General features: G+C 61.8%; 16 protein-coding genes. 8 read left to right on the top strand and 8 right to left on the bottom strand.

Going from position 1 to position 24,203, the window contains the following annotated elements:
• Nucleotides 1–5: 5 nt before the first annotated feature.
• Both G3O01_RS14835 and G3O01_RS14830 read right to left on the bottom strand, forming a co-directional pair.
• Nucleotides 6–1,259 carry a replication initiation protein gene (locus G3O01_RS14835; RefSeq protein ID WP_346779188.1) on the bottom strand — a complete coding sequence of 418 codons (1,254 nt, stop codon included), beginning with the start codon at nucleotides 1,257–1,259 and terminating at the stop codon, nucleotides 6–8.
• Between the two features lie 1,181 nt (nucleotides 1,260–2,440).
• On the bottom strand, nucleotides 2,441–3,280 hold the full coding sequence (locus G3O01_RS14830) for a MipA/OmpV family protein (protein ID WP_205805833.1): 840 nt from the start codon (nucleotides 3,278–3,280) through the stop codon (nucleotides 2,441–2,443).
• Nucleotides 3,281–3,613: 333 nt separating this feature from the next.
• On the opposite strand from G3O01_RS14830, the gene G3O01_RS14825 reads away from it, so the two are divergent.
• The 7 genes from G3O01_RS14825 to G3O01_RS14795 all read left to right on the top strand — a co-directional run bounded on the left by G3O01_RS14825 (nucleotide 3,614) and on the right by G3O01_RS14795 (nucleotide 12,484).
• A complete protein-coding gene (locus G3O01_RS14825; protein WP_205805831.1) occupies nucleotides 3,614–4,966 on the top strand; it encodes an MFS transporter in 1,353 nt (450 codons plus the stop codon).
• 50 nt (nucleotides 4,967–5,016) lie between these two features.
• Nucleotides 5,017–6,909 (top strand): ATP-binding protein, encoded by a 1,893-nt coding sequence (locus G3O01_RS14820; RefSeq protein WP_205805829.1) that lies wholly within the window; start codon nucleotides 5,017–5,019, stop codon nucleotides 6,907–6,909.
• Nucleotides 6,906–8,258, top strand: coding sequence for a sigma-54 dependent transcriptional regulator (locus tag G3O01_RS14815; RefSeq protein WP_205805827.1), 1,353 nt, complete (start codon nucleotides 6,906–6,908; stop codon nucleotides 8,256–8,258). Before G3O01_RS14820 ends, G3O01_RS14815 begins: the two co-directional genes overlap by 4 nt.
• Before the next feature lie 233 nt (nucleotides 8,259–8,491).
• Nucleotides 8,492–9,472, top strand: a complete 981-nt coding sequence (locus tag G3O01_RS14810; RefSeq protein WP_205805826.1) for a LysR family transcriptional regulator — start codon at nucleotides 8,492–8,494, stop codon at nucleotides 9,470–9,472.
• 259 nt (nucleotides 9,473–9,731) lie between these two features.
• Nucleotides 9,732–10,256: a nuclear transport factor 2 family protein gene (locus G3O01_RS14805; protein WP_205805825.1), complete on the top strand. Its 525-nt coding sequence runs from the start codon at nucleotides 9,732–9,734 to the stop codon at nucleotides 10,254–10,256.
• A gap of 112 nt (nucleotides 10,257–10,368) precedes the next feature.
• A complete protein-coding gene (locus G3O01_RS14800) occupies nucleotides 10,369–11,346 on the top strand; it encodes a zinc-binding alcohol dehydrogenase family protein (protein ID WP_205805824.1) in 978 nt (325 codons plus the stop codon).
• Nucleotides 11,347–11,527: 181 nt separating this feature from the next.
• Nucleotides 11,528–12,484, top strand: coding sequence for a LysR family transcriptional regulator (locus G3O01_RS14795; protein WP_205805823.1), 957 nt, complete (start codon nucleotides 11,528–11,530; stop codon nucleotides 12,482–12,484).
• Here G3O01_RS14795 and G3O01_RS14790 read toward each other — a convergent pair.
• The 5 genes from G3O01_RS14790 to G3O01_RS14770 form a co-directional block, all read right to left on the bottom strand.
• On the bottom strand, nucleotides 12,481–14,355 hold the full coding sequence (locus G3O01_RS14790; protein WP_205805822.1) for an ATP-binding cassette domain-containing protein: 1,875 nt from the start codon (nucleotides 14,353–14,355) through the stop codon (nucleotides 12,481–12,483). The genes G3O01_RS14795 and G3O01_RS14790 overlap by 4 nt on opposite strands.
• The gene (locus tag G3O01_RS14785; protein ID WP_205805821.1) at nucleotides 14,352–15,224 is read right to left on the bottom strand and encodes an extracellular solute-binding protein; all 873 of its coding nucleotides are present in this window, start codon (nucleotides 15,222–15,224) and stop codon (nucleotides 14,352–14,354) included. Before G3O01_RS14785 ends, G3O01_RS14790 begins: the two co-directional genes overlap by 4 nt.
• 147 nt (nucleotides 15,225–15,371) lie before the next feature.
• The gene (locus G3O01_RS14780) at nucleotides 15,372–16,832 is read right to left on the bottom strand and encodes an efflux transporter outer membrane subunit (protein WP_205805817.1); all 1,461 of its coding nucleotides are present in this window, start codon (nucleotides 16,830–16,832) and stop codon (nucleotides 15,372–15,374) included.
• Nucleotides 16,833–16,851: 19 nt separating this feature from the next.
• Nucleotides 16,852–18,102: an efflux RND transporter periplasmic adaptor subunit gene (locus G3O01_RS14775; RefSeq protein ID WP_205805816.1), complete on the bottom strand. Its 1,251-nt coding sequence runs from the start codon at nucleotides 18,100–18,102 to the stop codon at nucleotides 16,852–16,854.
• A gap of 9 nt (nucleotides 18,103–18,111) precedes the next feature.
• A complete protein-coding gene (locus tag G3O01_RS14770) occupies nucleotides 18,112–21,315 on the bottom strand; it encodes an efflux RND transporter permease subunit (RefSeq protein ID WP_205805815.1) in 3,204 nt (1,067 codons plus the stop codon).
• 325 nt (nucleotides 21,316–21,640) lie between these two features.
• On the opposite strand from G3O01_RS14770, the gene G3O01_RS14765 reads away from it, so the two are divergent.
• Nucleotides 21,641–21,916 carry a DUF4148 domain-containing protein gene (locus tag G3O01_RS14765; RefSeq protein ID WP_205805814.1) on the top strand — a complete coding sequence of 92 codons (276 nt, stop codon included), beginning with the start codon at nucleotides 21,641–21,643 and terminating at the stop codon, nucleotides 21,914–21,916.
• 93 nt (nucleotides 21,917–22,009) lie between these two features.
• Here G3O01_RS14765 and G3O01_RS14760 read toward each other — a convergent pair whose 3' ends face one another.
• Nucleotides 22,010–24,202 (bottom strand): xanthine dehydrogenase family protein molybdopterin-binding subunit, encoded by a 2,193-nt coding sequence (locus G3O01_RS14760; protein ID WP_205805813.1) that lies wholly within the window; start codon nucleotides 24,200–24,202, stop codon nucleotides 22,010–22,012.
• Nucleotide 24,203 lies beyond the last annotated feature (1 nt).

Below are 24,203 nucleotides of genomic sequence, written 5' to 3'. Positions count from 1 at the left end.
GTTTTTTATAAATTCCGTTGCAACGCAAATTCCTGGTGATTCTCAGAAAGCCACGTGTCGAACTTTTCCACGTCGAATTCAGGACGAACACGATTTCTGAGCCACGAAGCGAAGTTCACGCGCCCAACCGAGCCCGAAAACAGGCCCGGGCTGTCGGGACGGAACTCGCGGGCGTACTTTGCGCCGTCGCCGTCGACGAACTGACGCGCGAATGAACGCTTCTCGTCCGGTGTCAGCGCCTTGACGGCTGCCGCGCACTGGAGACGATCGAAGTCGATCCGCAATTCCTGCAGACGCGCGTCCTGATTGCGCGAGCGGGCTGCTGCTGCCTGCTTCTGAGCCTTTTCGCGTTTGTCCTTTTCGTATTCAGGCTCAGAAACATCTGCCTTGTTCTCAATCAGCGTGCGGATAAAGCCTGCGGTCGAGCGCTTGATCTGACCTTTGCGGTCTTTCTCTTCCGCCAGTTGGACCACGAGGCGCGCCCGCTCTTCATCTTCGATAACGAAGCTGAGTGCCAGTTTGTCCCCAATGCCATGCGCGCGAAGTTTCCGATAAATCTCGCTGTCGCGGACATGTGCGAACTCGTCCTCCGTCTCAGGCGTAAGAAGCGACTGCTGTGCGCCTTGCCGGATCAGAAACTTTACGCCCGTCACGGATCGACCCAGGCGCTGGTACTCGACGTCGACGTTAATGTCTGAGACGTCGTTGATTTCCTTGACGGCCTTCTGAATCACCTTGCTGTTCAGCCGGCGAAAATCGTCGTAGTACTCCTGGGTTGCGCCCAGCAGTTTCCGCAGGACGGGCAGTTCGATCCAGCCGGTTGATCCAACCTTTTGAAAACGCAGACAATTTTCGTACAGCGTCAGTGCGTGCGATTTCGAGAATTTACGCTGGACGCCGAGGTTGACGGTGGCGTAAATGGACGGATCAAAGAGCTTTTCGGCCAGCGCCTCGTCGTAACGGTACGAGCAAACGCCCGCGCGGATTTCCGCAAACGACAGGATAGGCATCACGCTCCATCGCTCGCGGCCGTCGTCCATCACGTTGAACTCGACAGCCGTCGTGGCAAGCTGGCGGAGCGCTTCGCGCAGCTTTTCGGTGTTTTCGCTTTCAGTCCAGCCGAGCACGAGCATGAGCGTCCGCACCGGTAGACGGTGAGTTCTCGTGGTCAGGAGGTTGTCGTACGAATGCAGCAGCAGCACATTGGATAGCTTCCGCTCGAGCAGCGACAGTTCTCCGCTCGTATGGATGGCTGCCACGTGCTTTTTGACGCTTTCGGTACGAACCTCATTCGGCAAAGATCTGGGCATGCCGGCGATTGTGCGCTAAATGACCCCAGTATGCAATCACCGTCTGGGACATCTGATTCGCACGAAAAAGCGAAATGTCCCACTTCACCTTGCTCTTCGAGACTTATCAACAACGCGTCGAGCAGATTCACCACAGACGGGGACACTTCCACCGCATTTGGGGGCGCGAAACGCCCCACACGGGGACGTTTACCTGGAAATTACACCCCAGACAGGGACGATTCCCACCCCAAACGGAGACGTTTACCCCGGGAGAGCCTTATAGAATAAGGACTTCAGATGTGTAAACGCTGTAAACGTTGTTTACCAAACGGTATACAAACCTCAATACACCCCATACGGGGACAATCGCGACGTTGTGTTGTTGTTTTCTTCGAGAAATTTGACCTTTCGAAGCAACGCCAACGCAGCGCATCCTCCTGATTAAAATCTCGAAGCGTTAGAAGGATTCGCAGCTAACTCTCTGAACGGAAAACGCAAATTGGCGATGGCCGCGTACGCATTAACTTTCAACTGATGTATTTATCGTAAATAAGGGCCGTGTCCCGAGCGATCGCTGTGCTCTAAACGCCCCACTTGGGGACAAACACGCGTTCTATCGGCAGACGCTCACATCTGCCGCCCCAACTGGGGACATCGACTGTTTCAACGCTGAAATCCCCGCGAACTGGGGCTTTGAGAGGCTCAAGCGAAGCGCAAAGTCCACAAATGGCCGGTCGCGGGGCATTTCGGTCACCCTAGATGGGGACATTCAAGCTCAGGCAAATCCTTCGCCCGCCGTATCCTAAAAGCCGGCACCCCATGTGGGGACATCGAGCGCACCACAACGCTTATTTACGATAAATAGCGGCGCAGCGACCTGGCCAGACGGCAAATCAGCGGCCCTATACGCCGCATCGCCTTAATGCAGAAGGACTGCATCGCCGAATCACGCACAAACAGAAGGCTCGCAGACCCGCAGAAAGGGCGCTGACAAGCCCTCCAGCCCCCTGGCAAACATGGAATAACCACGGAATAACTCAGGATACCCAGGGAAATCAACCCGAACAGCACGCACAACGTAGGAGCAAACGCGCCGAGGCCTCTGCCAAAAGGCGCGCCCCGAACGTGGTCACACAAGCGTGCCGCTTCTAGAACTGGTAATTAATAGACACGTCGCAAACGCCATTCGTCTTCGTCTGCGTGATCGGACTGTTCGCCGCGCTACCCAAAAGCCGCTTGAGCGCGCCGTCCGCCGTTACGAACCAGTGCTTGTTGACGAACCAGATCATCGTGACGCCAAACCCGGCCGACTTCAGCCCCGCACTCGCGTCGTACTGCGAGTATCGCGACGCAGCCGCCTGCGACGCGTTCACGCCGAACCAGCTATTCATATACTTCGAGTCGGCAAACGTCACCGACGGCCCGGCAAACCAGAAGAAGCTCTCCGAGCTGCCCGGCAGTGGCATATACGCCCCGATATCCGCGACCCATCCATTGGAGCCACCGAAGCTGCGCGTCACCGCGCCGCGAAACACCAGCGGAAACTCTTTGGAGATCACATATTCTCCAGCCAGCTTCATTTCGGGCGCGGGATTGATATTGCCCATGCCATCGAGCCGGGTCGGATCGTCGTGCGCACGTCGGCCGAGGTCGTAGACAGCGGCGATGCTGACGCGCCAGTTCGGGCCTTGCAGCACATTGACGCCGAGGCCTTCACCCGTCGACAGAAACGCGAGGTCTTTATAGCGGATGTCGGTGCTCGGCCCGACCAGCGTGTGATAACGGTCGGAGCCGTCATAGCGCGGCTCGAACGTCGAGCCGATGCCGATCCGTGCTTCCCAGTCCGGGCGGTTCGGTTGAAAGAGCTTTTCGAGCGGGATACCTGCTGAGTACTGCCATTCGCCAAGAGGTGAGGGTGTTTGCGCCAGGGCGGCGGATGCGCCGCACATAAGATAAGCAAGGCTGGCGTAGACGGGTAGCTTTGTCATTGTCGACGAATGTCTGGGTTACGAAACGCGGACGCGGCTCGTTGCGGCCACACCGGACGTTTTCAGGTTGGGTCAATCCGGCGGGATAGCAGCAAACGACATACCCGGCATCTGCCACCTTCACTGCGCCAGCATGTGCGGACAGCCGCACATCAGCCCCACCTGATTCCGCCTATCCGCACAAGCAACCACCCAGCGTCATCTGCTGCTATTCGTTAAATTCAATAAAAACAGACACTTAGATTCGATCCATAGCGTGCCCAAAACTGGCACCCGTGTTGCGAAAGGGATGCGCCGCATCGAGCGGCATTCGATAAAACCCAAGGAGACGACATGGATCCCAGCTATACGGAAGCCGACGCGCGCGCCACTCAAACCCAACCATCCGCGACAAGAACTTCCGCACCCGCCTCCGGCGAACGCCTCCGACGCCTCAAGTCGATCTTCTCCGGCTCGGCAGGCAACCTGATCGAGTGGTACGACTGGTACGTTTATTCGGCCTTTGCGCTGTACTTCGCGCGCTCGTTCTTTCCCGCAGGAAATCAGACGGCCCAGCTGCTCAATACGGCCGCCGTGTTCGCGGTCGGCTTTCTTGCGCGGCCCATCGGCGGCTGGCTGATGGGCATTTATGCCGATCGCCACGGCCGACGTTCCGCGCTGCTGGTGTCGGTCGTACTGATGTGTTTCGGTTCGCTCATCATTGCCCTGTGCCCGGGTTACGACGTCATCGGCGTAGCCGCGCCCGCCTTGCTGGTCGTCGCGCGCCTGCTGCAGGGCCTGAGCGTGGGCGGGGAGTACGGCACGTCGGCGACCTACCTCAGCGAAGTCGCGACGTCGAAAGACCGGGGCTTCTACTCGAGCTTCCAGTATGTGACGCTGATCGCCGGCCAGCTGCTCGCGCTGGCGCTGCTCGTGGTCCTGCAGCAATTCCTGCTGACCACGCAGCAACTCGAAAGCTGGGGATGGCGCATTCCGTTCTTCATCGGCGCCGTCGCCGCGCTTGCCGCAATGCGCCTGCGCGCGTCGATGGAGGAAACGGGCGAATTCGAGAAGGCCAAAGACAAGAAGGACAGGCGCGGCACGCTCGCTGAACTGCGCAAGCATCCGCGCGCCGTGCTGACCGTCGTCGGACTGACGATGGGTGGCACGATCGCCTTCTACACCTACTCGATCTACATGCAGAAGTTCCTCGTGAACACAGTCGGCATGAGCAAGCACGACGCGACGCTGGTATCGGCGGCTTCGCTGTTCCTGTTTGCGATCCTTCAGCCGGTAATCGGATCGATCTCCGACCGCATTGGACGGCGGCCCGTACTGATCGCATTCGGTGTGCTCGGCACGCTGTTCACGGTGCCTATCATGACCGCCATCAGCCAGACGCACGACGCGTGGGTCGCGTTCTTCCTGATCATGGCTGCGCTCGTGATCGTGTCCGGCTATACGTCGATCAACGCAGTCGTAAAGGCGGAACTGTTCCCGGCGGAAATTCGTGCTTTGGGCGTCGGATTTCCTTATGCTTTGACCGTATCCGTTTTTGGCGGCACTGCTGAATACCTTGCGCTCTGGCTCAAGCAGGCAGGACACGAGCCGCTTTTCTACTGGTACGTCACGGGTGCGATCTTCTGCTCGTTGGTGGTGTATCTCTGCATGCGGGATACGGGCAAGCACTCGCTCATCAAGGACTGATTGTTTGCCTCGAAGCGCCGGGGCGTCAGTCTTTACGGGGACACGGCATCATGAAAGCGCATCGTCTGAGGCGGATCCGTCATGTGGCGACCGCGATAGCGGTCATCGCGTGCTGCGTTGCGGCGGCCGGAATTGCCTATGCGGTCGCGCTGCATTCCTACACGCGCGCTCACGCAAACGAAGTCACGCAGCGCGCGTCCCTCTACGCCCTGACGCTCGAATCGCAGCTGGCCCGCTACGAGTCGCTGCCGCGCATCGCTGCGCTCGACCCCGTAATAGCGCGTCTGCTCGCAAAACCCGACGACCGCGATCTGCAGCAGGCGGCGAATGCCTATCTGAAAGCGGTGCAGACCAATGCCGACCTGGCGGCCGCCTACGTGATGGACACAAAAGGGAAAACGCTGGCAGCGAGCAACTGGGATGAAACGGGCAGCTTCGTTGGCTTCGATTACGCGTTTCGTCCGTATTTCATCGACGCGATGAAAAGCGGAACGGGGCGCTTCTACGGCGTGGGCAACACGACGAAGAAGGCGGGCTATTTCCTGGCGGTGCCTGTTCGCAATGGCTCGGGCGCAGGCGCGCCCGTGGTCGGTGTCGTCGCAATCAAGGCTTCGCTGGAGCATTATGAGAATGCGTTGGGGAAGGGCGGCGATATCGTCTTGCTGGTCGATCAGGATAACGTCGTGTTCCTCTCTTCAGTGCCCGATTGGCGTTACCGTCCGCTGGCTCCGCTCCGCGACACGGCGCGGAGCGCGTTCCAGCAGACGCAACAATATGGCGATGCGACGCTCAACGCGCTCTCGATGTCTTCCGCGCAGCCTTCCGCAGGCGAACGGCCCGACAAGCTGTATGTCGCGCCACCGGGACAACGCGCCAGGTGGTACCACGTGCACTACCGGCCCGTCGGGCCGCTCGGATGGAAGGTTGCCATCCTGACCGATCACACCGAAGACGAACGCAGCGCGATGTTCGCGGCCATCAGCGCAGGTGCGGCGACCGCACTCGTCTTTGCGCTGATCGCCGCCGCGCGGCTGCGCAACAGCCGCGACAGGGAACGGCAACGTGCACGCGCGGCATTGCAGCTCGTGCAGCGCGAGCTCGAGCAACGTATTACCGAGCGCACGGCGGATTTGACGCGTGCGAACGCCGCGCTGGAGGAAAAGGTCGATGCCCTCGACGACGCGCGCCGCATCCTGCGCGACACACGCGATACCGCAATCCAGGCGGGCAAACTGGCCGCGCTCGGACAAATGGCGGCCGGCATCACGCACGAGTTGAATCAACCGCTGGCGGCCATCATGACGCTCTCGAGCAACGCGATCCGGATGACCGAACTCGACCGTCCGGAAGATCTGATGCGCAACCTGACGCTCATCAACGAACTGGCCGCGCGGATGGGCAAGATCATTTCGCATGTCAAAGCGTTTGCCCGACATGACGTCACGAGCAGGGAACCCGTATCGATCGCTGAGTCGCTGCAGCAGGCGCTTGCGCTGGTCGAACTGCATCGCAAGGCGGCGGGCGTCACCGTGCGCGTTACGTCGACACAAGATGCTGCCATCGTGCTCGCCAGCCCGATCCGGATCGAGCAGGTTCTGGTCAATCTGCTGACCAACGCAATCGATGCAAGCGCGGCCGCTGCGACGCGCCGCGAAGTGCTCGTCATGACGGAAGTCGTCGATACGCTGGTGCGCATCAGTATTGCCGATAGCGGTGCCGGCATTGCGCCACTCGCGATGCCGCGACTGTTCGAACCGTTCTACACGACCAAGCCGTCCGGAAAAGGATTGGGCTTGGGTCTTGCCATCTCACAGGCCATCGTCGATGAATTCGGTGGCCGTCTCGAAGCGAAAAACAGCAGCGACCCGGAGACAGGACTGGGCGGCGCCGTGTTCATCGTCGAGTTGCAACGCGTCACAGAAGAGGTCGTTACGAAACCATGAACTCGCCCGATAACTTTGCCGGCATGCTGGTCTATGTCGTTGAGGACGACCCCGTCGTGCGGCTCGGCTGCTCGCAGGCTTTGTCGCTGGAAGGCATTGCCGTGCGCGAATTCGACGATGCCGAAAGCGCGTTCGCCGCGCTCCGGCCGACACCGCCCGCCGTGATCGTGAGCGACGTCCGCTTGCCGGGAATAGACGGCCTCACGCTGCTGGATAGCATCAAGGCACGCCCAGACGGCGCCGACATTCCGGTCATCCTGACCACAGGGCATGGCGATGTCGCGATGGCCGTCGGCGCGATGCGGGCCGGCGCTTATGACTTTATCGAAAAGCCGTTTCACTCCGAGCGTCTAGTCGATACCGTGCGGCGGGCGATGGAACATCGCAAGCTCGTCGTCGAGAACCGGAGCCTGCGCGCACAACTAAGCGGCGAACGAACGTTGCTGGGCCGCTCTGCGCCGATGCAGCGCGTGCACGGATTGATCGACGCGATCGGACCCACGGGCGCTGATGTATTGATCGTCGGCGAAACGGGTACAGGGAAAGAAGTACTGGCGCGAGCGCTCCACGCAGCGAGCCGCCGCAGCGGGCCGTTCGTTGCGCTGAACTGCGCGGCCTTGCCTGAAGCCGTGTTCGAAAGCGAGATATTCGGTCACGAGCCGGGCGCTTTTACAGGCGCGCAGCAAAGAAGAATCGGCAAGTTCGAATACGCGAATGGCGGAACGCTCTTTCTCGACGAACTCGAAACGATGCCGCTCGCGTTGCAGGCCAAACTGCTGCGCGCGCTTCAGGAACGCTACATCGAAAGGCTTGGAAGCAACACGTCCGTGGCTGTCGATGTGCGCGTCATCGCGGCCGTCAAACAGGACTTGAAGCAGCTTTCCGATCAGGGCCATTTCCGCGCCGATCTGTACTATCGGCTCAACGTCGTTTCGATTGAACTGCCGGCGCTCCGACAACGCGCCGACGATATCCCCGAACTGTTTGCGCACTTCATGCGCGCGGCGTGCGCGCGATACGGCAAACCCGAGCCTGCGTGGACATCGGAGGACATGATGCGCTGGCAACTGCACGACTGGCCCGGCAACGTTCGCGAACTGAAGAACGTGGCGGAGCGCTTCTCGCTGGGCCTCGACGATGGCTTGCCACAGCCGCCGGCCGGCGCCGACTCGCTTGCATCGCGAATGGTGCGCGCGGAGCGCACGTATATCGAAGACGCGCTACGCAATGCAGGCGGCCAGGTGATCAAAGCTGCCGAACAACTCGGCTTACCGCGCAAAACACTCTACGACAAGATTACGCGCCACGGCATCGACCCGAACGCGTTCCGCCAGACTCCGCATTCGTGAAGGCGTTGCTGAATCCGGCGCGCGACAGATGTTCCGTTCAGGACGATGGTCGTCTAACAACGTCTAAAAAACGCCTGAAAATGCGTAACAACATTTGTTGTATGAAATTTAATCTTATGCGAAATCGTTGACGCGAACTTGCGCTCTGGTTTAGCTTTCTGCTGTCAGTGACTTTCCAGATCGTAAAGACGCCGAAGCGAACTTCAGATGAAAGCCGCAATTCAGGAAAACCAATGAACAAGTTCGTGGACATGGCGACCTTCGTGTCCGTTGTCGACGCATCGAGCTTTTCCGAAGCGGCACGCAGACTCGGTACGACCAAATCGATCGTTAGTACGCGCATCCGGCAACTGGAACGACGGCTAGGTTGCGCATTGCTGGAACGCGACCGGCCCTTGCGCGTGACATTAGCTGGCGGCGTGTTCTACGAAAGCGCATCGCGCGTGCTGCACGATGTGAGGCTCGCGGAAGAATCGGTGCAGGACGCGCAGTGCAGCTTGCGCGGGCCGTTGCGGATCAGTGTTCCGCTCGCATTGCTGGCGCGCTATCTCGGCCCGATCCTGTCCGCGTTTGCGGACCGGCACGCGGAACTGCAACTCGATATCGACACGCAAGACAGGGCCATCAGCATGCAGGACGGCCAGTATGACGTGATGATTCACACAGGCGAATTGCCGGACTCCAGTCTCGTCGCGCGGACCATCACGACGTATCACAGTCTGATTTGCGCGAGTCCCGCCTATCTTGATCGCTACGATATCCCAAGGCATCCGCGCGATCTGGCGAATCACTTCGGCGTCAATTACTACAACCGCGAACCGAACGGCATGTGGAGTCTTCTCGTCGACGGCAAGAGGCAATCGTTTCGCGTCAGGACGCGCCTGCGCGCCGACTCCGAACATATGCTGCTGGAAGGCGCGCGAGCCGGTCTGGGCCTTGCCATATTGCCGACCTTCATCGCGGGCGACTTTCTTCTTTCCGGCGATCTGATCGCCGTGCTCCAGGACTACGCACCGCAAGGCGGGCAACTTTCCGTGGTGTATCGAAAGGCCGTGCGAACGCCTCCAAAAATCAACGCGCTCATCGAATTTCTGAGCGCACATATCGGCGATCCCGCTAACTGGGATGCGCCGTTGATCAGCGCAGGCGTCGTAGCGAGCCAGGCCGTGTCATACAAGGCGGCGAGCGGATCGTTCAACGCATCCGCGCTCTGACACGTCTCGTCAAACATCCCGTCTCTGTCGTCGAGCAACTCCGCGGGCGCAAGCGCGCCTGTCAGTTAGCGCGTTCGGTCAAAGCGAACTTCAGGTTCGACGTCTCTTATCTTTCTCTTCGTATGCACACCACTTAATCTCTGGAGCGTGCAGGGTCGAAGCGCAATCCCGATTCGACCGCAATTTGCGGTGCTTTCGTGATGTGGATCATGGCAAGCCAATCTTTGACAGGTGAGCATCCTCTCAGTGGGAGAAATCCATGCATAACAATGAACGCCTGATTGCGCGCGGTACGCATCTTTTGCTGATCGTGCTGTTTGCAGCGTGCCTCGCGATACCTCTATCGGCAGCAGCACAAACCCTGCCATTTTCAACCGACCCGCAGGTTCTCGCGCGGCAAAGAGATGTCTACGACGTCGTCGATCGCTATCAGAACGCACTCAATACAAAGGATACCGATGCGATCGTGAGCCTGTTCGCAGAAGACAGCGTTGCCGAGTGGAACGACAAGGTCACGTATGCGACCCGCCAGCAAAAGATAGACGGGTATAACGCGCTATTCAAAAGCGTGAATTTTTCAACGAAGTTTGCCTACGACGCGATCGACGTCTACGGCGACATGGCCATCGTGCGTACGCATCATCATGTCGGCGCGTCGTACGTCGAAAGAGGCAGGAAGGTTGCCGATCACAATCGCGAACTGTTCGTGCTGAGGCAGACGGGGACCCAATGGAAAATCATTCTCTACATGTTCAATAGAGACCCCAAACAGGGCGAAGGCTGAAACCCGGCATAAAGACGAAACATCACAACGACAACAACGTGGGCTGTCAAGCTCCGTGCTCGCAGCGGAACGCCGAGCCCGGTTCCGGAGAACAGCCCCGAAGGAGGCAGTCATGCCGACAATGACGGCAGCCGTCATTCATACACCGGGCGGCCCGGAGGCGTTAAGGCTGGAAGAACGTGAGATTCCCGTGCCAAGGTTTGGCCAGGTGCTCATTCGCGTCAAGGCATTCGGGCTAAACCGTTCCGAACTGTTCACACGGCGTGGGCTTTCACCGGAAGTGAGTTTCCCGCGTGTGCCGGGTATCGAAGCAGTGGGGATAGTCGAAGATGCACCGGGCGGAGAATTCCATAACGGCGATGTCGTGGCGACCGCGATGGGCGGCATGGGACGTCAGTTCGATGGCGGCTATGCGGAGTACACCTGTGTGCCGGCAAGCCAGGTACAGAGGATCAATGCAACCCTGCCGTGGGTAAAACTCGGCGCGTTACCTGAGATGTTGCAAACCGCGTGGGGATCACTGTTCAGGGCACTCGATCTGGAACACGGCGATCGCCTGCTGATTCGCGGCGGGACGACTTCCGTCGGGCTCGCGGCCGCAGCGCTTGCAAAGCATACGGGCGCATTCGTGATCGCCACGACGCGCAACCGCTTCAAGACTTCGTTCCTGCTGGAGAGCGGCGTGAAAGAGGTCGTGGTCGATGGCGGCAGCATTGCCGGTGAAGTCAATGCGCTATTGGGCGGCGGTGTCGACAAGGTGCTCGATCTGGTCGGAGCCACAACATTGAAAGATTCGTTGCGTTGCGCGCGGCCCAACGGCGTGGTGTGTATGTCGGGCATCGTGGGCAACGCGTGGACCTTCGACCATTTCGATCCGCTCGAAGCCATTCCGAGCACGGTGAGGCTGACGGTTTACAACGGCGGATCAAAGGAATTCGTCACGACACCGTTTGCGCGGCTGATCCGTCTGATCGAGCGGGGACAGTTGCGGATCCATGTCGGCAAGGTGTTTCGTCTGGAGGAGATCGTTCAGGCGCATCACTGCATGGAGCGCAACGAAGCGAATGGCAAGATCGTCATATTGACCTGACGTGTCTGTGAGGCCCGCCGCGCGGGATCCTGCAATTGCATTACTTGCGCCCGACGATTTCACTCAATGAAATTGTCCGGGCCGCGTGAACAGTTAATTCATCCGCCGCCGCTTTATCCAGGCACGGGACATTTGTACAGTGCAGGCTCGGATCTCTGACTTCAACGGCAGAAGCGCAACGATGGACTATCTGCAGTCACTCAGAATGTTTGTAAAGGTCGCCGAGCTTGGCAGTTTCACGGGCGCGGCGGATCAGATGAAAGTATCCAGCGCCGTCGCAACGCGCAGCGTGGCATCGCTGGAAGAGCGCCTCGACGCGCGTCTCCTGCAACGCACGACACGCAGCGTCACGCTGACGGAAGCAGGGCGGCTGTTCCTGGATCGCGTGCGGGCGATTGTCGACGATATCGACGATGTCGAAGGCGGGCTGCTCGCCGCGACGGGTGCGCCGTCGGGCACCTTGCGCATTGCCGTGCAAGGCAGTCTCGGCGCAGGTTATCTAGCGAAGCTGTTGAAGGCTTACACGGCGCGCTATCCGCTCGTCGTGCCGCAGGTGATGTATGCGGACGGTCCCATCAATCTGGTCGAAGGGCGCTTCGATGCCGCGTTGACGAGCGACACCTATCCGCATCCCGGTTCCGTGGTGGCGCGCGTGTTCGCCCGACTGCCGATGATGCTCGTCGCTTCGCCGCGCTATGCGATGGCGGAGCGCGGCGATACGCAACTGACGGAAATCGACGGGCTCGTCATGCTCTCGCACGATGACGGCACGATGAGCGCCGAGCACGATCCCGTGCGTCGATGGCTCGATGCGCACGCATTGCAGGCGACGCATATCCGCGCAAACAACAGCGGCATGCTGCGGCGTATGGCAATCGAAGGAATGGGTGTTGCGCTGCTGCCCGCCGCGCTCGTCGAAGAAGATCTGAGCGACCGCGCGCTCGTGCAGGTGATGTCCGACGCGCCGTTGCCCCTGATGGGGTTATCGGTTGCGTATGCGAGCCGCCGTAATCTTGCACCCAACGTGCGCGCCCTGGTCGATTTTCTCGTCGAGCAGTCTAACTACGACCGTTTGCCTCTCACGCTCATGCGCGCAGACGCGGCGCTCGTGGCGGGCGACCAGACCGCCATCGTCTAGGCATGCGATGACGCGGGCTGCGCGCTTTGCCGCGGCTCGACTCGCGTTCCGCTTGTCCACACGCTGACGCCACGCGGATCGATTGCGAAGCGCGCGGCGCCGCGCTGCGGATCGGCATCGTCGCACGCGATATCGAAGCGCATGCCGCCAATATCCGCGACCGCATAAGGCTCGCCGTGCCTCAATTCGACGGAATCGATGGTGCCGGAATATGCGCCGTCCGCTGCGAGCGCAACAGACGATGGCGCGACACGCCACATCACGCGTTGGCCCGCGGCGATAGTTCGATTCGACGTTTCGATCGACAGTCCCGACGCAGTTTCGATCACACCCGCTGCGCGCATCGTTCCTTCGCCGACGTTATGCAGGCCGAGCAGCGCGGCGACCCGTAACGACGCAGGCTGCCGGAATACGTGCTCGACTGCGCCCGCCTGCAGCACGCGCCCGCGCTCGATGACGAGCACTTCATCCGCGAGCAGTGCGGCCTCGTCGGGGTCATGCGTGACGACCACGGTGACCGCCGAAATCTCCCGCTGCAGCGCGCGCAATGCCTGTTGCAGACGCCGGCGCCGTGGCGTATCCAGCGCGGAGAACGGCTCGTCGAACAACAGAAGCTGGCTGTGCCGCGAAAGTGCGCGCGCCAGCGCAACGCGCTGCCGCTGACCGAACGACAGTTGCCGTGGCAAGCGGTCCATCAGCGCAGACAGCCCGAGATGTTCGGCCCAGTAGCGTGCGCTTGCGGCGTCGGCATCGACGGGAAACGAAAGTTGGCGTGCCAGCGTCATGTGCGGAAACAGCCCGTAATCCTGCGGCACATAGCCGATGTGGCGCTGCTCGGGCGGCAACGTATCCAGTTGTGTTTCGCCGAAACGGACGAAGCCCGCTTCATTGCGCTCCAGCCCCGCAACCAGCTTCAACGCGAGCGACTTGCCGGAACCCGACGGACCGATGATCGCGAGCCGCCGTGTCGAAGGTGTCCATTCGATGTCGAGATCGAACGCGCCAAGATGACGCTTAAGCGCGAACGCGAGACGTGGATTCGGCAGGGCAGGGCGTGAGAGTTCCTGCGACGGTTGATCCGATGCATCGCCGTTGTCGATCACGTCCAGCAGGCCGGGCCGTCCATCGCGCCACGCAACCGAGAGCGCCGCGCACAACACGGCGATGACGAGCGTCGGCAGCAGCAACGGCATCATCGCGGGCAAGCCCTGCCCGCCGAACACCACATACGTATAAACAGGCAGCGAATACGGGTGATACGCGACCATCACTGTCGCGCCGAATTCGCCGAACGCGCGCAGCCACGCGAGCACCAGGCCGGCGCGAATCGACGGCCAGGCGATCGGCAGCATCACGCGGAAAAAGCGGCTTGCCGCGCGATGTCCGAGCGTGGCGGCGACGTCTTCGTAGACGGGATCGATCGCGGCGAACGCCGAGCGTGCCGCGACGATCAGAAACGGCGCGGCCACGAAGGTTTCGGCGAGCACGATGCCCGCAAACGAATCCGTGAGCGCGCCGTTGGTCAATTGACCGAGCCAGCTATACGGCCCAAGTAGAAACAACAGCAGAATGCCGCTCGTGAGCGGTGGCAGCGCCAGCGGCAACTGCACGATAAAGCCGAGCAGCGCCATGCCGCGCGACGTCGAACGCGACAGCCAGTAACCGAGCGGCACGCCACCGATTAGAATGACAATCGATGCGACGCTCGCGCTGCCCGCCGATACCGCAACAGCCGACCACGTGCCGCGCCAGTCGACGCCCGACCACGCGGCCTTGTCGATCTGCGGAATGCTCGCGATAAACGGCGCGCACAGATAGACGGCGAGCAGGCAGGCAAGCCATAGCAGCGGCCGCGCGGTCTGGCGTGTCATTGCGCGGCGTCGATCACGGCTTGCACGGACGACGGCACCGCCTGCGCGTTGCCCGTCACGGTCGGCTTCACGATATCGACGCCATGCTGCTTCAGCAACGCACGGCCCGACTCGCTCAACAGGAAGTTGACGAAGCGCGCAGCGCCCGCCTGATTCGGCGCGTCATTGAGAATGGTCAGCGTATAGCTGGCCTTCGCCTGAAGCTCGGGCGCGGGGCGAATTGCCGGAATCTTCAGATCGGAAGTTTCCGTCGAATAGAAGAAGCCAGCATCGAGTTGACCCGACTGCAACCGGCCAACCAGCGTCTCTTCGGGCAGCACCTGCGCCGGGTTCTCCGGATCGCCAAGCGTCTTCTCGACGAGGTCAGGCTGTTTGTAGAGCGCAGCGGCCTTCGTCATCATCTCGACCGTGAACGCGCCCTTCGGATCGAGCTTCGGATCGGTGCGGCCCACGCGGATGCCCGGTTCCTGCAGCACTTCATCCCAGCGCTTCTTCCTGAAGTCGGCGGCGAAGCGACTTTGCGGGTTGTAGCCGATCATCAGCGGCGATTCGGCGAAGTTCACGTACCACGAGACGTGATCGCCATTCGCCGCGCCCATCAGGCCCGGATTGACCTTCGGGCTCGCGCTGATGAACACGTCGCCGCGCCGCAGCTTGCCCTTGATCTGATTGGCGATCAGGTTCGAGCCCGCCGCATAGCCCTGAAAATGCAGGCCTGTTTCCTTTTCGAAAGCCGGGCCGACACTGCGCTCCATCAGATTCACCAGCGAGCCGGCGTATAGCACCTCGACCTTGCCTTCATCGGCGGACGCTGCGCCCGTGAAAAGAAGGCCCGTCAACACGATTCCCGACAACAACAGCTTGCGCATTACATTTTCCCCGTTGCGTTATGAACGGCCATATATTACGACGAGCGTGCCTGAGGTTGCAGTCGACACAACACGCGACACGGCGAATTCGCACGCTGCGAGCGCGCGAATTTTTGTCAGCCGTTGTCAGTCGCTGTCAGTCGATTGTCAGTTCGTTGCGTTCGCATCCGTCAACGCGGCGCGGTTCCAGTCGCCGCCGAGCGCTTTCAGCAGTTGCACGCTTGCGTCGACACGTCGCGCGTCGATCTGCTCGGCCGTGCGCTCATTGGATAGCGCAATGGTTTGCGCGGTGACGACATCGAGATAGTTGACGGCGCCTGCCTGATAGCGGTTGGTCGTCAGTTTCAGCGAAAGATCGGCGGCCGAGACCGCGCGTTGCTGGCTGTCCGCCTCGCTTGCGAGCGTATCGAGCGACGACAGCTGGTCTTCGACCTGCTGAAACGCAACCAGCACCGTCTGCCGGTAATCCGCGACCGTGCCGTCATACTGCGCGGTCGCGCCTTTCAGCGCCGCGGTGCGGCGTCCGCCGTCGAACAGCGTGCCCGCGAGTTGCGAACCAAGCGACCAGAACAGACTCGACGCAGTGAGCCACGGCGCAAAGAAACTGCTTTCGAGACCCGCCGATGCCGACAAGGTGAGATCCGGATAGAACGCCGCGCGCGCCTGGCCGATCTGCGCATTCGCGGCCGCCACGCGCCGCTCGGCGGCGGCAATGTCGGGACGGCGCTCCAGCAATTGCGAAGGAACGCCCGTCGGAATCTGCGGCAGCGCGATGGTCTCCACTTTCGACGGCAACGAAAACGACGAAGCCGGCTGGCCGATCAGCGTCGCGATCGCATGCTGAAGCTGTGCGCGCTGCACGTCGATATCGCTGTCCTGCGTGCGCGTGCTTTCGAGTTGCGTTTGAGCCTGCGCGACCGCCGACGCATCGATCGCGCCGTCCTTCAGTTGCTGCTGCACGATGCCCAGCGCGGCGGTGTACGCCTTGACGCTATCGTCGAGCAGCTTCTTTTGACGGTCGAGCGAGCGCAGATCGAAATAGTCGGTCGCGAGATCCGCAGAGACGGCGAGGCGCACCGATTGCAGATCGGCTTCGCTGGCTTGCGCATTGTCGCGGGCATTCACGGTCGCATCCTTCACGCGGCCGAACAGATCGGGTTCCCAACTCGCCGCAACGCCTGCCGAAAAGTCCGGCACGGTATGTCCTGCCAGGCCCTTATGAACGACGTTTTGCGACGTGCGAAAGCGCTGCGCCGCTGTCCCCGCCGTTACGGTGGGCGCGTAGCCGGCGCGCTGATAGTCGACCATCGCGCGCGCGGCTTGCAGCTGCGCAACGGCCATTTGCACGGTCTGGTTCGACACATCGACCTGGGCTTCGAGACGGTTTAGTTCCTCGTCGCCATAGAGTGTCCACCACGGGCCGCGCGGCTGCGCATCGGCGGGTGCGGCGATCGTCCAGCCTGCCGATGCTTGCGGCGCGCTCGCGAAATGATCGGGCACAGCCGTTTGCGGCTGCGAATAGTGCGGCAAGGTCGAACACGCCGTCAGCGCACCAGCAATGGCGACCACAAGCGACTTGCGAACCAGCGACATACGAAGATTGTTCATGATGAGCGTCGCCTTGTGCTTAACCCTGCTTGGCGGGCATCGCCGGTTTCGTCGATGTGACGCGCACCGTTTCGCCGCTGCTGATTGCATCGCCGGGATTGTTGATCACGCGGTCGGTGGCATCGAGGCCCGTCGCGACTTCGACGTAGGTGCCGAAATCGCGGCCGATGGTCACGGTCTTCAGTTGCACCTTGCTGTCCTTGTCGACCACCGCGACGGTCACGCCGTCGGGCCGGAACAGCAGCGCGCTGACGGGCACTTCGAGTGCGGGATGGGCAGTGACCAGCGCAAGATGAACCTGCGCATACGCGCCGGGCAGCAACGAGCCGTCGTGATTATCGACATCGACCTCGACGCGCAACGTGCGGCTCACCGGATCGATGGCGTCGGCGCTGCGCGCGACGGTCGCATCGAACTGACGCCCCGGATACTGCTGCGTCGTCAGATAGACCTTCGTGCCGGGCGCGATGCCCTGCGCGTCGTTCTGCGGCACTTCGACATAGACGCGCAGCCGGTCGGTCTGCTCGATATGGAAGAGTTCGCCGCCATTGGCCGCGATGCCGGGCGAGCCGCCCGCCGTCACCAGCGCGCCGACGTCGACCTTACGCGCGGTGATCACGCCGTTGAACGGCGCCGTCACCTTCTCGTATGACACCAGTTCGGTAAGCCGCGCCACGTTCGCTTGCGCGGCCTGCCATGCGGCGAGCTTCGCTGCGCTGTCGCTGGTTTTCGCGTTGGCGTCCTGTTGCGAAACGGACTGCGTTTGCAGCATGGTTTGCCAGCGCTGCGCAGTGCTGTCCGCAAAACTGTAGTTGGCTTTCGCGTTGGCTTCGTCGGCGCGCGCCTGGCGCAATTGCGCGTCGAGTTCGGGCGTCTGGATATCGGCGAGCGTCTGTCCCGCTGTGACCTTCGCGCCGATATCCGTGTACCAGTGCTGGATGTAGCCGCTCGTGCGCGCGTAGATCGATGCATCGGCAAACGGCATCACGTTGCCCGGCAACAGCAGTTCCTGCGATGCAGGCGCGCGCGTCGGCGTCAACGCGTCGACGCTCAGATAGCGCTGCGCCTCGACCTGCTGTGTGAGGGCAGTGCTCGCATGCAGCCGCGGCACGATGCCAATGGCAAGCAACGCGGCAGCGACGGCCGCGAGCGCGACGGGCAGCACGAAGCGTCGCTTGCGAGGCAAAGGTGCGCCGTTGGATAGCGCGAGATCGGTGCGGGTCGACGGTTCCTGACCCGACGGCACATTGGGCAGATTGGGCGTGGTCATGGCAAGTCCTTAATTAGCGTGTGTGATCACGTCGGCGTTAGCGGCGTCGGCGGTACGTTTGGCGCGGCGTTTCGCGAGCCACGCGTGCACCATGCCGAACACCACGGGCACGAACATCAGCGTCGACACCGTGCCGATCGCAAGACCGCCGATCACCGCGCGTCCGAGCGGCGCGTTCTGTTCGCCGCCGTCGCCGAGACCGAGCGCCATCGGCAGCATGCCGATCAGCATCGCGAGTGCTGTCATCAGCACCGGGCGGAAGCGGTTGAAGCCTGCATCGAGCGCGGCGGCGAGCGGCTCCATGCCTCCCGCGAGCGATTCGCGTGCCGTGTTGATGACGAGAATGCTGTTCGCGGTCGCAATGCCGATGCACAGAATCGTGCCCGTCAACGCGGGGACGCTGAGCGTCGTGTGCGTGGCGAACAGCATCCAAGCGATGCCCGCCAGCGAGCCCGGCAAGCCGCTGACAATGATCAGCGGATCGAGCCACGACTGGAAGTTGACGACCATCAGCAGATAGACGAGCGCAATCGCGAACACGAGACCGGTACCGAGGCCGAAGAACGATTCGTTCATCGACTGCACCTGGCCGCGCATCACGATCGACGAGCCGGGCGGCAACTGTGCGCGCGCCGCATCGACCAGTTTCGTCACGTCGGAGGCGACGCCGCCCAGATCGCGCCCTTGCGTCGACGCGAAAATGTCGAGCACGGGCTGCACGTTGTAGTGCGACACGACAGCCTGCTGCGTGCTGCGCGAGGTCGTGCCGAGCGTGCCCAGCTGATTCTGCGGATTGACGCTGACCTTGTCGGTCGTCAGCGGAATGTTGGTGAGCGTCTGCAGCGAGTGAATGTCGTACTGCGGCACTTCGGCCACCAGCGGATAGCTGACGCCGTTCTTCGGATCGAGCCAGAAATTCGGCGTGGTTTGCGAACTGCCGGACAGCGCGATCAGCATGTTCTGCGCGACATCTTTCTGCGTGAGGCCCGCCTGAATCGCCTTCGTGCGATCGACGTTGACGTCGATGGTCGGCTCGTCGCCCGGCTGCTGGATCCGTGCATCGACGAGACCGCGCACGCCGCGCATCTGCGCAAGCAGCTTGTTCGCGACGACGCGGTTCTGATCGAGCTTGTTGCCGACGATCTGCACGTCGATCGGCGCGGGCAGGCCGAAGTTCAGAATCTGGCTGACGATATCGGCGGGCAGGAAGGCGAACGTCACGCCGGGAAACGACTGCGCCAGCACGTTGCGCAATTGCGCGACGTATTGTTCCGTTGGCTTGTGTTTGGGTGCGAGCGTGATCATGATGTCGGCGTCTTCAGGGCCGATCGGATCCGACGAGTCGTATGTCAGGTTGATGCCGCTCACGGGCACGCCGATGTTGTCGAGCACGGCCGCCTGTTCCGACTTCGGAATCACGCTGCGAATCTTCGCTTCGACTTCATCGGTGATGCGCGCGGTTTGCTCGATGCGCGTGCCGGTCGGCGCGCGCAAATGCAGACGGATTTCGCCTGTGTCCACAGCGGGGAAGAAGTCGCGACCTGCAAACGGAATCAGCGCGAGCGACGCAAAACACAGCGCCAGATACACAGGAATGAAACGGCGGCGATTGGAAATCGCGCGTTGCAGCACATCGTGATAGCCGTGGCGCACCGCTTCGAAGCGCCGTTCGAAGCCTTGTTGAAAGCGCGCGAAAATCGCGAAACGCCCTGACGCGACTTGACCTTTTGCAGACGGTGCGCGCATCAGATACATCGCGAGCGTCGGAATCAGTGTGCGCGAGAAGAAGTACGACGCGCACATCGCGAACACGACGGCTTCCGCGAGCGGCACGAACAGATAGCGCGCCACGCCCGACAACAGGAACATCGGCACGAACACGATGCAGATCGACAGCGTCGACACGAAGGTCGGCACGGCGATTTCGCCGGAACCGTTGAGGATAGCGTCGTGCAGCGGTTCGCCTTTTTCCAGATGATGCGTGATGTTTTCAATTGCCACGGTCGCGTCGTCGACGAGAATGCCGACCGCGAGCGCGAGTCCGCCCAACGTCATGATGTTGATGGTCTGCCCAAGCGCCGCGAGCGCAATCAGCGACGTCAGCACGGCAAGCGGAATCGACACGGCGATGATCAGCGTCGCGCGCCAGCTGCCGAGAAACAGCAGGATCATCGCTGCCGTCAGGCACGCGGCGATCAGCGCTTCGCGTACCACGCCCGAAATCGCGGACTTCACGAACACGGACTGATCGGAAAGCGGCGTGATCTTCAACGCGCTCGGCAGGCCTGCGGCGATCTTCGGCAACATCGCCTTGACCTGCTGGATGATGGTGAGCGTCGATGCGCTGCCCGTCTTTTCGATTTGCAGCAGCGCCGCGCGTTTGCCGTCGCTGCGCACGATATTGGTCTGCGGCGCATAGCCGTCGATCACATGCGCGACGTCGCGCACATACACGACGCTGCCGTTGACTGTCTTGATAGGCAGATCGTTGAGCGCGGCGACCGATTGCGTACTGCCGTTCATCTCGACGTTGTATTCGCGCGAGCCGATTTTCGCAGTGCCGCCCGGCAGAATCAGGTTTTGCGCGTTGACGGCGTTGACCACGTCGATCGGCGCGAGGCCTTTGGCCTGCAACGCTTTCGGATCGAGCTGGACCATGATCTGGCGGATCTTGCCGCCGTATGGCAGCGGCACGGCCGCACCCTGAATCGTCGCAAGCTGCGTGCGGATGAAGCTGTTGCCGAGATCGTAGAGCGTCTGTTCGGGCAGCGTGTTGCTAGACAGCCCGAGTTGCAGCACGGGCACCGTCGACGCGTTGTACGTAATGATGTTCGGCGGCAGCGTGCCCGGCGGCAGCACGCGCAGGATCGACGCGGAGTTCGACGCAGCCTCGGCGATCGCACGATTGATATCCGCGCCCGGATGGAAAAACACCTTCACCACCGATACACCGTTGAGCGATTGCGACTCGATATGCTCAATATCGTCGACGTCCGTTGTCAGCGCGCGCTCGTAGTTCGACGTGATCCGGTGCGCCATGTCTTCGGCGGAAAAGCCGTTATACGACCAGACGATGCTGACAACAGGAATGTTGATGTTCGGAAAGATATCCGTCGGCGTGCGCAGGATCGCAAGCGGCCCGATGATGAAGAGCAGCACGGCCAGCACGATGAATGTGTAGGGCCGCCGCAGGGCCAGTTTGACGATCCACATGACGTTTCCTTGGACGATGATCTGTCGGCACACCCGAACGCAAATCACGCCCGGGGTGTTCATGGGGTCGCAGTGTGGCGGCGGGGCACTTACTCATTAGTGACTGTGACATTACAAATTCGACATCTGGCGCTGAGCATAAACGGCTATGTCGCAGGCCGATTTCGTAAATGACCGATTTGTCATCTGAAGGACAGGGTTTGGTCAGCGCCCAGTGCACACAATGGCGGTATCCCTTCGCGGCCCGTGACGGGCGAAAGGGCATTGGGGTCACACCCGCGAGAGTGTGGCGCTGGTCGAGGACTCACATTGCAGGTGAACCATCATGAAAGCACTGATTCAGGCTGTAGTCGTTTCGTGCGCGCTGGCTGCGCCGGCACTTTCCTTCGCTCAGGCCAACCAGGGCGAGGTCACACGCGCGCAGGTGCGTGACGATCTGCAACGCGTCGAAGCGGCGGGCTATCGGCCCATTTCCAAGGACGCCTTCTATCCCGACGATATCCAGGCCGCCGAAGCCAAGGTCTCGATGGAGCAGTCGGCCGTGGGCGGCACGTCCAACGGCACGATGCAGACGGGCGCACCGGCATCGAACGGCAATTGAGCTGGATGCGGCGGGCATAAGTTGTCCGCCGGATGAAACAAGGCTCGCGGCGTTGAGCAACGCCGCGAGCCATTGCGCACGCGTGAACTGGCGTCAGGCCAGGTTTCCGGTCGAAAACGGCAGCGTATAGACCCGCTTGCCCGTCGCCGCGAAAATTGCATTCGCGACGGCAGGACCAACAGGCGCGACGCCCGGCTCGCCGATGCCCGTCGGCGCTTGCGTCGATGGAACGATGTGCACTTCGACCTTCGGCATTGCATCGATACGCAGCACCTGGTAACCGTCGAAGTTGTTCTGCTCGACGCGGCCGTCTTTCAGCGTGATTGCGCCGTACAGCGCGGCGCCCAGGCCGAAACCGATCCCGCCTTCCAGCTGCGCCGCGATCACGTCCGGATTGATCGCCGTGCCGCAATCGACAGCGCAGACCACGCGATCCACCTTCACCTTGCCGTCCTTGTCGATGGATACTTCCGCGACCTGCGCGACGAAGGTCTTGAACGCTTCCGCGACGGCGATCCCGCGCCCTTTGCCGGGCGGCAGCGGCGCATTGCTCCAGCCCGCTTTTTGCGCCGCCAGATCGAGCACGCCGCGCATGCGCGGCTCGTGTTCGAGCAGGTCGCGGCGGAATGTGTACGGGTCTTTGCCCGCCGCATGCGCGGCTTCGTCGATGAAGGCTTCGACCGCGAAGGCCGTGTGCGAACTGCCGACCACGCGCCACCAGAGAACGGGCACGCCCGTTTTCATTGTCGACAGCTGGACGGAGATGTTCGGAATCGCATAAGCGATGTTCGCCGCGCCTTCCACCGACGTCCCGTCGATCCCGTTCTTGATGAGCCCCGCGAACGGCGTATCGGCGACGATCGACTGCCCGACGATCCGGTGCTGCCAGCCGACCAGCTTGCCATCGCGCGTGAGTCCCGCTTCGAGCTTGTGCAGATACATCGGCCGGTACAGGCCGCCGTGGATGTCGTCCTCGCGCGTCCATTGCAGCTTGACCGGCGTGCCGTTCGCACCGAGCGCCTTCGCAACCGAAACGGCTTCGACGATATAGTCCGAGCCCGGATTCGCGCGCCGGCCAAAACTGCCGCCTGCGTACAGCGTGTGGATGCTGACCTGCTGCGGCTGCAGGCCTGCGACATGCGCGGCGTTCGCCTGATCGACGGTCTGGAACTGGTCGCCCGCCCAGATTTCGCAGCTATTGGCGCTCAGTTTGACGACGGCGTCGAGCGGCTCCATCGGTGCGTGCGCGAGATACGGAAACTCGTAGCTCGCGGACAGCTTGCGCGCCGCGCCCTGGATCGCTTTGGCCGCATCGCCTTCCGTGCGTGCGGGCAGGCCGGGCTGATCGGCGGCCTTGCGATATTCGGCCATGATGTCTGCCGAGCTGCGTTTTTCCGCGTGCGAATCGTCCCAGTCCACCTTCAGCGCGTCGCGACCCTGCTTCGCGGCCCAGAAGCTCTTCCCGACGACGGCCACGCCGCGCGGCACCTGCACGACGTTCACGACGCCCGGCACCGCTTTCGCCGCTGTTGCGTCGAACGAACGCACCGTCGCGCCGAATAGCGGCGGGCGCTGGATCACGGCGACCAGCATGCCGGGGAATGTGACGTCGAGCGTGAATTGCGCAGTGCCGTCGGTTTTCGGCGGCACGTCGACACGCGGCGCCTGGCTGCCGATCAGCGCGAAACGCTGCGGGTCCTTGAGCACGACTGTGTCCGGCACGGGCAACGCGGCGGCCGCCGATGCAAGCGAACCATACGTCGCGTGCCTGCCGCTCGCATCGTGATAAACGACGCCGCGTTCGGTGCGCAATTCGGACACAGGCACTTTCCACTGCTGCGCGGCGGCCGTCACCAGCATCACGCGCGCTTTTGCGCCCGCTTCACGCAACTGCGTCCACGAATTGGCCATCGCCGAACTGCCGCCCGTGCCTTGTATCGTGCCGAACGCCAGATTCGCGTAGCGCTTCGCATCGGCGGGCGCGCTTTCGACACGAACGCGCGACCAGTCGGCATCGAGTTCCTCGGCGACGATGGTCGCGATGCCCGTATAAGCGCCCTGGCCCATTTCGACGTGCTTCGCGATCACGGTCACGCTGTCGTCGGCGCCGACGCGCAGGAACGCGTTCGGCGCGAACGTGCTGCCGGGCGTTGGCGCGGCGAGGGCGCGCCGCGTCGTGCCGGCCCATTCGAAGCCGACGGTCAGCGCGAGCGCTGCCGCGGTGCCCGCGCTCTTCAAAAAGGTGCGCCGCGACGGGCGCTGAACGTCAACGATATCGGTCGTCATC

It is taken from the genome of Burkholderia sp. Ac-20365, from assembly GCF_017104715.1.
Lineage (GTDB): Bacteria > Pseudomonadota > Gammaproteobacteria > Burkholderiales > Burkholderiaceae > Paraburkholderia.
Note: the sequence above shows the minus strand (reverse complement) of the source record. Positions and strands in the feature narration are given on the sequence as shown.

Excerpts from the sequence above, each read along its gene's own strand:
- G3O01_RS14790 (WP_205805822.1), bottom strand. The coding sequence starts at position 14,355 with ATGACACGCCAGACCGCGCGGCCGCTGCTATGGCTTGCCTGCCTGCTC.
- G3O01_RS14830 (WP_205805833.1), bottom strand. The coding sequence starts at position 3,280 with ATGACAAAGCTACCCGTCTACGCCAGCCTTGCTTATCTTATGTGCGGC.
- G3O01_RS14815 (WP_205805827.1), top strand. The coding sequence starts at position 6,906 with ATGAACTCGCCCGATAACTTTGCCGGCATGCTGGTCTATGTCGTTGAG.
- G3O01_RS14770 (WP_205805815.1), bottom strand. The coding sequence starts at position 21,315 with ATGTGGATCGTCAAACTGGCCCTGCGGCGGCCCTACACATTCATCGTG.
- G3O01_RS14805 (WP_205805825.1), top strand. The coding sequence starts at position 9,732 with ATGCATAACAATGAACGCCTGATTGCGCGCGGTACGCATCTTTTGCTG.
- G3O01_RS14825 (WP_205805831.1), top strand. The coding sequence starts at position 3,614 with ATGGATCCCAGCTATACGGAAGCCGACGCGCGCGCCACTCAAACCCAA.
- G3O01_RS14775 (WP_205805816.1), bottom strand. The coding sequence starts at position 18,102 with ATGACCACGCCCAATCTGCCCAATGTGCCGTCGGGTCAGGAACCGTCG.
- G3O01_RS14785 (WP_205805821.1), bottom strand. The coding sequence starts at position 15,224 with ATGCGCAAGCTGTTGTTGTCGGGAATCGTGTTGACGGGCCTTCTTTTC.
- G3O01_RS14780 (WP_205805817.1), bottom strand. The coding sequence starts at position 16,832 with ATGAACAATCTTCGTATGTCGCTGGTTCGCAAGTCGCTTGTGGTCGCC.
- G3O01_RS14810 (WP_205805826.1), top strand. The coding sequence starts at position 8,492 with ATGAACAAGTTCGTGGACATGGCGACCTTCGTGTCCGTTGTCGACGCA.
- G3O01_RS14765 (WP_205805814.1), top strand. The coding sequence starts at position 21,641 with ATGAAAGCACTGATTCAGGCTGTAGTCGTTTCGTGCGCGCTGGCTGCG.
- G3O01_RS14760 (WP_205805813.1), bottom strand. The coding sequence starts at position 24,202 with ATGACGACCGATATCGTTGACGTTCAGCGCCCGTCGCGGCGCACCTTT.
- G3O01_RS14800 (WP_205805824.1), top strand. The coding sequence starts at position 10,369 with ATGCCGACAATGACGGCAGCCGTCATTCATACACCGGGCGGCCCGGAG.
- G3O01_RS14820 (WP_205805829.1), top strand. The coding sequence starts at position 5,017 with ATGAAAGCGCATCGTCTGAGGCGGATCCGTCATGTGGCGACCGCGATA.
- G3O01_RS14795 (WP_205805823.1), top strand. The coding sequence starts at position 11,528 with ATGGACTATCTGCAGTCACTCAGAATGTTTGTAAAGGTCGCCGAGCTT.